General features: G+C 40.9%; 13 protein-coding genes. 4 read left to right on the forward strand and 9 right to left on the reverse strand.

All coding sequences use genetic code 11. The features are described from left to right. Positions 1-26 precede the first annotated feature (26 nt). The 3 genes from pspAB to RE476_RS00160 are packed head-to-tail and all read right to left on the reverse strand — an operon-like array spanning position 27 to position 2,303. Positions 27-599, reverse strand: coding sequence for a PspA-associated protein PspAB (pspAB, locus tag RE476_RS00150; RefSeq protein WP_309308060.1), 573 nt, complete (start codon positions 597-599; stop codon positions 27-29). Beyond that, entirely contained in the window at positions 599-1,480 is an 882-nt protein-coding gene (gene htpX, locus RE476_RS00155) for a zinc metalloprotease HtpX (protein WP_309308061.1), read from the reverse strand. The genes pspAB and htpX overlap by 1 nt, the downstream gene beginning before the upstream one ends. A gap of 49 nt (positions 1,481-1,529) precedes the next feature. After that, entirely contained in the window at positions 1,530-2,303 is a 774-nt protein-coding gene (locus RE476_RS00160; RefSeq protein WP_309308062.1) for a GTPase, read from the reverse strand. A 150-nt stretch (positions 2,304-2,453) separates the two neighbouring features. Here RE476_RS00160 and RE476_RS00165 point away from each other — a divergent pair, with 150 nt between their 5' ends. The 3 genes from RE476_RS00165 to RE476_RS00175 all read left to right on the forward strand — a co-directional run bounded on the left by RE476_RS00165 (position 2,454) and on the right by RE476_RS00175 (position 7,019). Beyond that, a complete protein-coding gene (locus RE476_RS00165; protein ID WP_309308063.1) occupies positions 2,454-3,275 on the forward strand; it encodes a nitroreductase family protein in 822 nt (273 codons plus the stop codon). A gap of 220 nt (positions 3,276-3,495) precedes the next feature. Next, the gene (locus RE476_RS00170; RefSeq protein ID WP_309308064.1) at positions 3,496-4,728 is read left to right on the forward strand and encodes an S-layer protein domain-containing protein; all 1,233 of its coding nucleotides are present in this window, start codon (positions 3,496-3,498) and stop codon (positions 4,726-4,728) included. Positions 4,729-5,183: 455 nt separating this feature from the next. Continuing rightward, positions 5,184-7,019 carry a PAS domain S-box protein gene (locus RE476_RS00175; RefSeq protein ID WP_309308065.1) on the forward strand — a complete coding sequence of 612 codons (1,836 nt, stop codon included), beginning with the start codon at positions 5,184-5,186 and terminating at the stop codon, positions 7,017-7,019. 4 nt (positions 7,020-7,023) lie between these two features. Here the strand turns inward: RE476_RS00175 and RE476_RS00180 are convergent, their stop codons facing one another. From RE476_RS00180 to RE476_RS00190, 3 genes are all read right to left on the reverse strand, one after another. Then, positions 7,024-7,455, reverse strand: a complete 432-nt coding sequence (locus RE476_RS00180; protein ID WP_309308066.1) for a nucleoside deaminase — start codon at positions 7,453-7,455, stop codon at positions 7,024-7,026. Between the two features lie 130 nt (positions 7,456-7,585). Continuing rightward, the gene (locus tag RE476_RS00185) at positions 7,586-7,903 is read right to left on the reverse strand and encodes a cobalamin B12-binding domain-containing protein (protein ID WP_309308067.1); all 318 of its coding nucleotides are present in this window, start codon (positions 7,901-7,903) and stop codon (positions 7,586-7,588) included. Between the two features lie 234 nt (positions 7,904-8,137). After that, positions 8,138-9,364 (reverse strand): peptidase U32 family protein, encoded by a 1,227-nt coding sequence (locus tag RE476_RS00190; RefSeq protein WP_309308068.1) that lies wholly within the window; start codon positions 9,362-9,364, stop codon positions 8,138-8,140. Between the two features lie 220 nt (positions 9,365-9,584). Here RE476_RS00190 and RE476_RS00195 point away from each other — a divergent pair, with 220 nt between their 5' ends. Continuing rightward, positions 9,585-9,821: a FeoA family protein gene (locus RE476_RS00195; protein ID WP_309308069.1), complete on the forward strand. Its 237-nt coding sequence runs from the start codon at positions 9,585-9,587 to the stop codon at positions 9,819-9,821. A gap of 121 nt (positions 9,822-9,942) precedes the next feature. Here the strand turns inward: RE476_RS00195 and RE476_RS00200 are convergent, their stop codons facing one another. Genes RE476_RS00200 through hemC form a run of 3 tightly spaced genes read right to left on the reverse strand, consistent with a single transcriptional unit; the run spans position 9,943 to position 12,564 of the window. Further along, on the reverse strand, positions 9,943-10,722 hold the full coding sequence (locus RE476_RS00200) for a dihydroorotate dehydrogenase electron transfer subunit (RefSeq protein ID WP_309308070.1): 780 nt from the start codon (positions 10,720-10,722) through the stop codon (positions 9,943-9,945). Beyond that, entirely contained in the window at positions 10,722-11,624 is a 903-nt protein-coding gene (locus tag RE476_RS00205; protein WP_309308071.1) for a dihydroorotate dehydrogenase, read from the reverse strand. Before RE476_RS00205 ends, RE476_RS00200 begins: the two co-directional genes overlap by 1 nt. A gap of 7 nt (positions 11,625-11,631) precedes the next feature. Further along, positions 11,632-12,564, reverse strand: coding sequence for a hydroxymethylbilane synthase (gene hemC / locus RE476_RS00210; protein WP_309308072.1), 933 nt, complete (start codon positions 12,562-12,564; stop codon positions 11,632-11,634). Positions 12,565-12,575: the final 11 nt, after the last annotated feature.

Genomic DNA, 12,575 nt, shown 5'->3' on the forward strand with positions numbered 1-12,575 from the left:
TTGTAAAAACTAAATCTGGTTATGCCCTAAAAAGGCATAGTCCAGAGGGGATACCATTTCCCCACATCTTTTTCTATAGGGAGTTCCTTTTCCATCAATGATTTGAGCCTGAACTCCATTGAATTATCCCTATTATTTTTTCCCTGTGGTGCGAAAGGATAGTAATTTCCCTGTTTGAAATTATATATCCAATAAACAGGTCCGTCGCTTTCGAATCTGTAAACAGCACACAGTATTTGTCCTCCAAACCCTTCTTCTATTAGGGTCTGGGATATCATGTGTATGTTTGTTACAAGGTCTTCAAAATCCTTATCTTTCAATAAAACCCACAGGAAATTGTATTCGTCCTTTTCAATATTGTAATCTGTCCCTGTCTCTTTGGTGCTGAATTTAAGAAGCTGCTCTATTTCTTCCCTTGCATTCTGGTATTTTGACATTTCCATAGACTTGAAACATATGCCTGCTACCGAAGAAGGTTTTAGATTCAGGTTCATTTCCAGAGTTATGACTGCAGTGGATATGGCAAAAAGCCTGTCCGTTTTCGCTTCAGGCACTTTACCCCTTCCAAGCACTGAATTGAACATATCACGAATACCCATCAGAGTTCTATCTCCCTCTGTATCTTCTCAAGTGCAGCAATCCTTTTTTCCATGGAAGGGTGAGTTGATATAAGGCTCATCATGGAGCCGGATACTGCAGGTATTATGAAGAATGCATTCATGCCTTCAACTTTACGCAGGTCTTCGGTAGGCACGTTTGCCATAGTTCCGCTGATCTTTCTCAGTGCAGAGATAAGATTCACAGGATTTCCTGTTATTTGTGCAGATCCTCTGTCTGCTGCAAATTCTCTGTATCTTGAAAGGGCACGTATCAGAAGGAAACTGATTATCCATACTAATATGGAAACAATCCAGATTGCAACAAAACCGCCATTTGAATTCCTGCGGTTGCCTCCGAAAGCACCAAAATAAAAACTATATCTTACAATATAGAATGCCAGGGTTGAAATAAAACTGGCAATTGTCAATATTGCCATGTCCCTGTTCTTCACATGGCTTAGCTCATGTGCAAGTACCGCTTCCAGTTCCCCCTGGTCAAGTTTGCGCATAAGTCCTGTGGTCACAGCAACAACTGCATTCTTTGGACCTCTTCCGGTTGCAAAGGCATTGGGTACCGAGGTGTCTACAACTGCCACTTTGGGTTTTGGCAAACCAGCTATTACGCATAGTCTTGTAATTGTTTCATGAAGTTTTGGTTCTTCTGACTCTGAAACAAGTCTTGCATTCATTGTCCAGAGGACTAGCTTATCTGAGTAATAGTACTGTGCTCCCATGAACAAAGCGATGAACAGGAGCATGAATGTTTGGGGTGTACCCATAGATGCAAGGAATACCAAAAAGAAAAGGTAAACTGCAGCCAGCAGGAACATCGTCAATATCATCCTTCCTTCCAGCCCTAGATCCTTTTTCCATTCTACCATTTCAGCACCTCATATTAGAAATTTATGCAATTTATTAACACTTTTGGATTTATAGTTCTTCTGCCAGAAGATATCCTTTTTGCCAGTCATTTATTATTTTGACAGCGGCTCTGGTTTCATCAATTTCACCTTTCTTCTTCAGATAATTACTTTGCATTCCTATCATCTCAAGAATATCATAGGAATTCTCATCTCTGATACTCACATTGTAGAAGGATTCGAGTTGTTCCTTGTTTCCCTCGATAAGTCTCTCAATGATTTTCAGAGCGACACCAATAGGATCTTTTAGGTGAGTTGAATCCTTGATACCAAGTAGTCCCTGTATGTATTCATCATGTTCATCAAAGGGAAACACGCCGGGGCTATCCAGAAAAACAATGCGTGAACCTGCATTGATTATTTGTACTCCTTTTGTATACCCGGAGATTGAAGATGTTGGAGCTTTACCCCTTCCGACAACGCTGTTGATTACCGAGGACTTTCCTGTATTTGGGTATCCTATACAACCCACGGTTATGTTCCGGTCCTGTATATCTGCAACTTCCAGTATTTTGTATCTCAGCATTGTGGTCCCAAATTTTTCTTTTGATGACACAAAAATAGCAGGTGCTATTTTTGACAAGCGGTTTTTAGCTTTTTCAAGACTTTCCTTTGATACAAGGTCACACTTGTTAAGTACTATTATGAATGGTTTGTTGAGGCGACCTAATTCGCGCTCGATTTCACTGTTCCGTGTGTCATCGGGGAAACGGGCATCAACTACTTCCAGAAGGACGTCAGCTTTTTTTATAACGTCCATTACTATCATTTTTTGGCTTGCCATGATTAATTCTCAGTTCAAAAAAGTGCTCTTATATATCTTGGGTGTACATACTATTTGAAAGGATATATTATCTTTGATGTAATTCCATTGTTAGCGATAAACATAAGTCTATTTGCTTTATAGTCTAATAAATGGGGAGTGTTCTGTAAAATGGCAACAATATCTTTTAATCCACAATTGTGTACTCGCTGTGGGATATGTACACAAATATGTCCGGTTGGTTTGATTCTTCCTGATGGCGAAGACGGTATGCCTTTCATGCCAGATGCCATGGATAGTGTTTGTATAAAATGTGGAGCTTGTGAATCATTCTGTCCGGAAGGGGCAATATCTCCAATGTTCAGTACAACACATTCTCTTGTGTCTGCATCCATCACTCAGGATATGAGTTCTGATAAACTGGGTTCTTACATGCGTATGCGCCGTTCCATCCGTAATTATAAAGACGAACCTGTTGATAAAAAAACAATTGAAAACATACTGGATATTGTTCGTTACGCTCCTTCCGGGATCAATAACCAACCAGTGCACTGGCTGATGATCCATGACCATGATGAAGTACGCAAGATCACATCTCTGGTAATTGACTGGATGCGTGAGCTCTCGGCATCCGATCAGGAACATCCAATGAAACCAGTGATGTTATCCATGATATCTGCTTATGATATGGGTGCAGACCCAATCTGTCGTGGAGCTCCTCATCTTGCAATCGCCTATGCTCCTGATGATGAAATGTCATACACAGATTGTATCATTGCTCTTTCATGGTTTGAACTTGCTGTTCCTGCCTATGGTCTGGGTGCATGCTGGGCAGGATTCCTTAAAGTTGCAGCAAGCTCCTACCAGCCCCTGATAGACGAACTAGGACTGCCTGAAGGCCATGTTATGCAGCATGCAATGATGTTCGGTTATCCTGAATACAGGATACATAATATCCCTGGAAGAAAACCTGCAAGCATAATCTGGAAGTAATTCCAGGTTGTATTCTCTTTTAATTATTTTCTACTATCATTCTGTATATTGTCTGGTAAGCTGACGTTTTTTATTTTTGATTCACTTGTATTGGGGTTCTCTGTATTTTTGAATTCCTCGTTCAGGATCAAGATACTCTTATATAACATTATGTTTGTTAGAACATAACGCTAAAAATCACAATAGTTGGTAGGATGGGCAAATAACTTGGAGGCTAACAATGACACACAAATCACAAAAAAAAGTAATGATACGTATATTGTTCATGTTTATTTTTATAACTGTATCTCCCTCTATGGCAACAACTGTGGATATTAGGGGAACTCCACAGGATACTGGTTCAGTTGATGCCGGAAATATCTCATGGGACTATTCAACTTTTCCGGGCTTATATTATTCTGCAAATAAACATACTCAGCTTACTGCAGGTTCAGGAGAACACCTTTATTTTGCAGATGATGGTGGAAATCCTTCAATAGGTTCGTCCAATCCAACAGCTCATATAATCGATGAAGGGGAGTTAATCTATATCACCAGTCAGGTTGCTTCAAAGTACAAGGTATATTCAGAAGAGGATAACATTACAAAGGTAACTAAATTCTATACTCTTTCCTTGTTTGGTACATCTTACTGTGCAGTGGATAATGATGCAACGAATATTGCAAAGATTCTGATTCAGCAGGGTGAAAACGACAAGAAAACCCTTAAAAGTGGTGAGAAATGGGAAATGAAGGGTGGTTATTCGCTTGTACTGAATGCGGTGGATATTGATGGTGGTAAATGTTATTTGACTCTTTATAAAAATGAAGAAGAACTTGATACTGGTGTAATCTCAACAGACGGTACAAATAATGACAGGATATACTCTGTCGAAGAGGATTGTGCCGATGGTTCTGAACACATATATTTCCTCACCTACGTAGATTCCATATTTGCAGGCCAGGAAGATAATTTTGCAGTTCTAAAATATACCTGGCTGGCTGACAAAGATAGTTATGTGGAAGTGCAATCCGGTGATGAGTTCGGTAATTTCGAAGTAGATGAAGCACTTGGGGCCGGACTTGTATTATCCAACAGCAAATCTATTACCATTACTGTTGATGCAGGTGCAACGACACTTATTACTGGTGATTGGTACTTTAAATCATCTGACTCAGGTAAAGGTACCAATGGCGGATACATCCTCTATCCTATAAAGAGGGTTACAATTGAGGACTCTGTAGCAGAGGCCGTAGTCGTTGATGAAGTTTCTGAAGAGGAAGAATTAGTTATTGTGGATGTATCTTCTGATACAAAAGAAACAGTGGATATTTCTAATAGTATTTTAGATCAAACAGATGTGGATGATGATGGCCCTGTAGAAACACTACATAAGAGTTCTATTCCAGGATTTGAAGGATCTATGTCAGTTCTTGCAATTTCAATGGTATTCTTCCTCCGTAGATATTATTAATTATTTTGGAACACTCTTTCATAGGGTGTTCTTTTCCTCTTGTTTTTTTATTTTTGTTAATCCTGGCTATAATGTCTCTGTGTTAATCTGTATATGGTTGGTTATTACTACAGGGCATACAATAGGATCTATGATGTCTTTTATGTGCATAATGGCTGACATTGCCATACTGAAATAGGTTGATTACTTGTTATTTTTTAACCGTGCATCATTTTGTCTATGTGTATAACTATTTTAATTTTATATCATATATTATAAAAAAAGATACACTTATAATGATTAGAAATCCTTAAGTATTATATAATATCTCTTAACGCCATAAAAAAAGTTGGTTATGTGTTAAGTACTTTCAAGATATCTGTAGGTGAATAAAATATACCTTACAAACGAAATCTTGAACTTTGTTTTGCTGCGGCTTGGAATGAGATCAATTGACAGAATGACTAAAAAAGATTATGGAACTATCTGATAAGCCCCGGATTCTTGTTGTAGATGATGAACCAATGAATGTTGAGCTGCTTCAGGCTTACCTGCAATTGGATTATGAAGTACTGTCTGCATATAATGGACGTGAGGCTTTGGATATCGTTTTCCGGGAGATTCCTGATCTGGTACTTCTTGATGTAATGATGCCTGACATTAATGGTTATCAGGTTTGCGAGCAGATAAAAAGCTCGGAAAAGACCCGATTCATACCGGTTGTTCTGGTAACAGCTTTATCGGGGAGGGAGGACCGGTTAAGAGGTATGGAGGCAAAGGCGGATGATTTTCTCACGAAACCTGTCGACAGGCTTGAACTTAAAATGAGGGTGAATTCTTTACTCCGCATCAAAGACCTTCATGATAATCTTGTCAGGGAACGTGATCAGGCACAAAACTATCTTGATGTGGCAGCAGTGATGATGCTGGTTCTTGACACAGAACAGAATATCACTCTCATAAACAAAAGGGGTCTTGAAATTCTGGGTTATACTAATGAGGGAGACGTTTTGGGGCAGAACTTACTTCATCATTTTATTCCTGAGGCATCAAGGTCTGAAATGGAAAAGCATTTTACCAGTGCACTGGACAAAATTGAGTGCAATATCAACTATTATGAGTGTCCTGTAGTCACAAAACAAAACGAACAACTCGTGATTTCCTGGTACTCAAAATCCCTGACTGATGAGGTCGGTAATGTAAAAGGAATTCTTTGTTCCGGTATGGATGTAACTGCACAAAAAAGAGCAGCAGAGAAACTCCGGGAGCAAAACCGTGCCATGGAAGCTTCCATAGATGGGATGGCCATCATGAATGAGAAAGGTACATTTACTTATGTCAATGATGCTCATGCCAGTATCTTTGGATATAATGGTCCGGATGAGATAATTGGGAAAAAATGGGAATTTCTCTATAATGATTCTGAGATAGAACGGGTTGCTAATGATGTGCTATCTAAGTTTAACCTGAAAGGGAAGTGGAAAGGTGAACTGCTTGGCAAGAAGAAGGACGGCAGTACATTTTTCCATGAAGTATCTCTTACTGCTTTCGATAAAGGTATGATCTGTGTTGTTAGGGACATATCCGAGCGCAAGGAAGTCGAGTCCAGGTTAAATCAATATGCATCCCAACTCAAAAGCTCAAATGAACTAAAAGACCTTTTTACTGATATACTCCGCCATGATCTCTTAAATCCTGCAGGTGTTGTCAAAGGTTTCAATGATATGCTTTTAGAGGAAGAAGTTGATGCAAATAAAAAATATAAACTCCAATTGATAGGGAATAATGTGTCCCGTCTTATAGGGATGATCGAGTCGGCTGCAAAATTTGCAAGGCTTGAGGATACTGATGAGCTGGATTTCAAATCCATGGATCTTGCAGCTATAATTCGCAATGTAATCCAGGAGTTTGAACCCCAACTAACGGAAAAGAACATAACCATTGATGTGAAGGTAGGAAAATCACATCCCGCTATAGTGAATCCTCTCATTGATGGTGTATTTGTCAATTTCATTTCCAACGCCATAAAATATGGTCCTTCTGATAGTGTTGTGGTGGTTGAAGTACAGGACTATGATGGTGAATGGAAGGTTATGGTAACAGATTCAGGTGAAGGTATACCTGATAAAGATAAGCAACTGGTGTTCAATCGTTTCAAGCGTCTTGGTGAGAAGAAGAAGGCTGTAAAAGGTTCCGGGCTTGGTCTTGCAATCGCTCAAAGAATAATTGAATTACATGGTGGCAAAATAGGTGTTAATGACAATCCTGCAGGGAAAGGAAGTATATTCTGGGCAACTGTAAAAAAGGCATAAGGGTTTATTTGCCAATATCCTCATACCAGATATCTGGTTTTTCACGAATGAATTCTTTCATAATTTCCTTGCATTCTTCTATATTAAGATCAACTACTTCAACGCCATGCTCTCTCATGAAATCGGCAGCTCCTTCAAATGTATCTGATTCGCCTGCAATGACTTTCTTGATTCCAAACTGTACTATTGCTCCTGCACAAAGGTAGCAAGGCATTAATGTTGAATAAATGACTGTGTCGTTATATTTTCCTATTCTACCTGCATTACGGATGCAATCTATTTCAGCATGTGCCAGCGGATCATCGTGTTGCACTCTCCTGTTATGTCCTCTGCTGATAATCTCTCCTTTCCTTACAAGGACTGATCCTATGGGGATCCCTCCTTCTTCAAGTCCTTTTTTAGCTTCCTCAATAGCACTTTGCATGAAAGTATCCATAGTATTCTCCTGGTAAAATAATTAAAAATTAATATCTCTATATATAGATATACCATTTGCTATTGTTGGTGACCGCTAATTGGTGAAAAAACAGAAAGGATATTGTATGCATGGGCATACTTTATCTAAGTTATAAAGTTAACATAATATTTCCAAAAAAACAGCTATTTTCATGTGCACTAATGGCTGCAGGTTTTAGTATTTCAATACCCATGTTCATGGTTTTTGATGCTGTGAGTATTTCCATAAGTGACAGCTTTCCTTCTTCAAACCGGTCTCCTACGGTTTTCATACCTTCTATAAATCCTTCTTCGATTACATCTATGGGGTCGACGCCTGACCTGATGGTTTCGATTGCCACATTTGTTGCTTCATCATCATTGAAGTCTATTACTGAGTTTTTAGCTTTTTTGATAAGCTCTTTCTTAGTAGACTCATTATAATTCATGATTTTATCATATCCTCAGACATTGTTCATTGAAATACGGGATTTTGTTTTGGAATGGTGGTTCCAATCCAAAACTCTCTATCTACTATTTTTCATAAGAACCTTGTCTACCTGAAATATATGTTTGTTAGTAAAATATATAGTTAGTATATTTTCAGGAAATCGATGATTGGATATAAAAAAGTACATTAGTGGTGATAGTCCGGGAAAATCGTTAAACCTGACATGTAAGTATTATTCTGTTTTGTCCCTATTTATTTTGAAAACACGGTCGTTTTTGCGAACAACATCTTCTACTTCAAGACCAATTTCATTTCCTCTCTCAATTGAATTTACATTTTTACCTTCATGAACAATGGATAATACTTCCTGTTCTAGGTAGGTGGTGCTACCTTCAATAATGATGGTATCTCCGGTATTCAATCCTAGTTCCAGTAGATTTACTGCTGCTGCTGACTGTTTCGGATAGTAATTTGTGACTACTCCGACAGCTTCTCTTTTTACGTGTGATGCGTTCATGTCACAATCATTTGCAAGGCTGTCAGGTCCGGGATATCCAAAATAGAATCCTGTTGAAAAGCCTCTGTTATATTCAAGTGCCATTCTCTCTTTCAGAGGGATGATGTTACTTCTTTCGTATTTGCCATCCTTGAAAAGATCAAGTGCCTGACGATAACATTGTGACACAGCGGCGGTGTAGCCGGGGTTTCGGAGTCTTCCTTCAACCTTAAAGGCATCTACGCCCGCCTCAATAAGTTCAGGTATATGCTCTATCATACAGAGGTCCTTTGCACTCATGAGGTACTTGCCCTCGATATCCACAATTGCTCCGTTATCCGAATGCAGGGACCATTCCCAGCGGCACGGCTGGCTGCACTCTCCACAGTTTCCGGATTTCCCAAGAAGATATGCTGAAAGGTAACATCTGCCGGAGATGCCCTGGCAAACTGCTCCGTGCACAAATACTTCAAGTTCTATTTTGGTGTCTTCTCTGATCTCTTTGATCTGTTCAAGACTAAGTTCCCTTGCCAGTACTACCCTGCTGGCTCCCAGTGATCTGTAGAACTCTGCAGACATCTGGTTCGATACATTTGCCTGGGTCGAGATATGTATTTTCAGGTCTTTTTCCGCAGCTTTCATAATTGTTGCAGGATCCCACGCAATCACCGCATCTACATTTGCAGAAGCAGCGCACTCAAGTACTTCATCCAGTTCTTTGAGATTATCGGGGTATATTACGGAATTGACTGCCAGATATCCCTTCATTTTATTGTTATGTATCTCTTCAACAAAACCAGCAAGTATCTCAGTTGTGATTTCCTGTGCCCTGGACCGGAGGCTAAGCCTGTCAAGCGAGAAGTAGACTGCATCTGCATTTTCTTTGCAGGCTTTCAGAGCTGCAAGGTTTCTTACGCCCATTGCCAGTTCCGGTATTTTGTTTTCGTTTTTACTAAGGGACATTGTTGTATGGATTCGGATTAAACTTTAAATCTCTTGTGTTGGTCAGGCAAGTAAAATTGTTTAAAACACAACTTATATTCAGAGCTGGGAACTTATATATAGAATAAAACACTATATTGCAGTGTCAAGTAATATTAGGGTTGCCTAATATTGCACGAGAATGCTAATGCATGGTATTTTTCCAAATACCGTCTTTCTACAAAACGACAGAGGTGAAAAAATGGCTCCGATCATACCGCTTGTAATGATGCCGGAAGGTAAGGACAGCAAGATCATTTCTATTAATGCAGGTAGTTCCCTGCTTAACCGTCTCAGGTCAATGGGCTTTATAGAGAACACTCTGCTTAAAGTAAAAAGAGGCATAAATGGTTCTCTCATCGTATCCCTGAATGGGTGTGACTATGCACTTGGTATGGGGATGGCTTCTAAGATTATGGTGCAGGAATATTCTGCATAATAACACTTTTAACTTTTTTTCAGCATCCTATGTCATTGGAATAAAAAAGATATGAAGCTCATTGAGCTTCGTTTTTGATTCACTTATTCTTTTTATGTCATAAGTGAAAAGAACCAGAAACTCAAAACTGTTTTTTGTTCCCGCTTGGTCCTCTCATGTAACTGCCGAATTCTGAATCTATAAGTTCCATGCCATTAAAGACAGGTCCGTCCTTGCAGACGCGCAGTCCTTTCTTATCCATGCAGCAGGCACCACAAACTCCAATTCCGCATTTGAAATACCTGTGAAGACTGAATTCCGTCTTTTCAAGTGCATTCTCTTTTTCAAGCATTCCGAAAATGGCTTTCATCATCATTTCCGGTCCGCATGTATAAATTCTGTCATAAGCTGCTACATCTGTTTCTGCAAGAATATCGGTAACAAATCCGCACCTATGCGCAGAACCGTCATCTGTTGTCAGGTGCATTTCCCCGCAGGATACAAATCGGTCCACAAAGAGTAACTCGTCAGCATTTCTGGCTCCAAGAATTGTGCTCATGCAAACACCTGTAGATGCTGCATATTCTGCAAGCGGTGCAAGTGGTGCTGCACCGACTCCTCCTGCTATCAGCAGTATTTTCTCATCCTTGCCTGGTAATGTAAAACCTTTTCCGAAAGGTCCCCTTATGCCAAGTTCGGCTCCTTCTTCAAGACAGAACAGTTTTTCAGTGGCATCTCCTACTTTTTGCACGGTGATGGAATTCTTGCTTGACAATGTCATAGGAATCTCATCCACGCCTCGTATCCAGACCATTACAAACTGACCTGCAATTGCCTCATCAAATGACCTGTCAAAGACAAAAGTTCTGGTTGATGGTGTTTCCCTGATGATCTTAGTTATTTTGACATTGATGGGGTACATTATAATCTCTCATGTGCGATTCCGATAATATCGGTTATATCACTGTATTCTCTTTTAGAAACGAACTCTTCTATTCCACTGGCAACTGAACTGAAAACGTTCAATCCTTCGTGAACTGCAGATCCTATTTGTACTGCACTGGCGCCAGCCATCATCATTTCGATGGCATCTTCCCATGTATAGATTCCTCCAACGCCAATAATGGGTATATCAAGAGCAGTGTAAAGGTCATAGACGCATTTCAATGCAACCGGCTTCACGGCACGTCCGGATAGTCCTCCAAATCTGTTACCAAGTACGGGATAGCCACTGTTTATGTCTATTGCCATTCCCTTTACTGTATTGATGGCCACAACGGCATCTGCTCCTCCTCGTTGTGCAGCTTCTCCGATTGTTACTATGTCTGTAACATTGGGTGTGAGTTTAACCCATACGGGCACATCCACAGCATCACAAACGGCCTTTGTGATACTTTCCACAGCATCCGGATTGCTTCCAACTGAAGCTCCATAACCTAAAGCATGCGGACAACTCACATTCAATTCAAAAGCATCAGGCTTGGAATCAATGAGGCCCCGGGCCACATTTACAAACTCTTCCTCAGTGCCTCCGAATATGCTTGCAATAACGGGGATACCAGCATCTTTCTTTGCAATTGCAAGTTCAGCCTTAAAGTCTGGATAGGAAGGATTTGGGAGTCCCATTGCATTCAAAAATCCATATCCCAGGTCGATCATACTCGGGTTCTTATGTCCTTCTTTAGGCTCGGGTCCGATCGATTTTGTGACAACTGCACCGGCTCCCTCTTTTGCAACACGGACAAGCGATGCACCGGTTGTGCCCATTATGCCTGCAGCCAGTATCGTGGGATTCTTGAGTTCAATTCCTGTGATGTTGATCATTTTGTCCTTACACCTCATCAGACAGTGATGATGCTAGCTGACACACGGCTCTCTCTACGAGTTCCTTTCCGCCCATCTGTACCAGTTCTCTTCCGAGTATCCTGGCATAGTCCTGGTACCGATCAGCCGGGATCACTTCATCAATACGCACATGCTCAGAGCCATCAAGTGCCAGTACTTCGCAACATACGCTGATCTCATCATCATTGATAAATTGTGCAAAGGAGCCTATGGGTGCTGTACATCCTCCTTCCACATCGGTGATCACTATTCGCTCGATCTCGGTCTCGATCCTGGTTCTCTGGTGGTCGAGGTTAGATGTTACTTCTTCAGCCTCGGTTCCGGCAGGAGTGACCACGGCAATGGTTCCCTGGTTTGCGGAAGGGCAGAAGAATTGAGGGTCAAGGCGTTCAACGTCCATTTCCCATCCCATTCTCTGAAGACCTGCTTCTGCAAGCAGGATACCGTCATAAAGACCTTCTTCGAGTTTCCTTATTCTGGTGTTGATATTACCTCTCAGGTCATGAACATGCAGGTCCGGGCGATATCTGAGTATCTGCGCTCTTCGGCGCATGGATGTGGTACCAAGTACGGCTCCTTCTGGTAAGTCGTCCATTCTGGTTCCGTCTGTGGTGAGCAGGACATCATACGGTGAGTCACGCTTTAACACTGCAGAGATGGACAGTTCTTCCGGGCGAACAGTTGGCAGGTCTTTCATGGAGTGGACTGAAATATCGATCTCACCTTCAAGCATCCTGTCGTCCAGTTCCCTGACAAATGCACCGACACCGGCAACCTCATGCAATGGTCTGTCTGTGAAGGTGTCGCCTGATGTTGTGATAATTTTTCTGGTAGTGCTGACTCCGAGTTCTGACAGGAGACCTTCAATGGTCACTGTCTGTGCAAGGGCCAAGGCACTCCCGCGGGTTCCTATTATCATGTTGGTTCACC

It is taken from the genome of Methanolobus mangrovi, assembly GCF_031312535.1.
GTDB lineage: Archaea > Halobacteriota > Methanosarcinia > Methanosarcinales > Methanosarcinaceae > Methanolobus > Methanolobus mangrovi.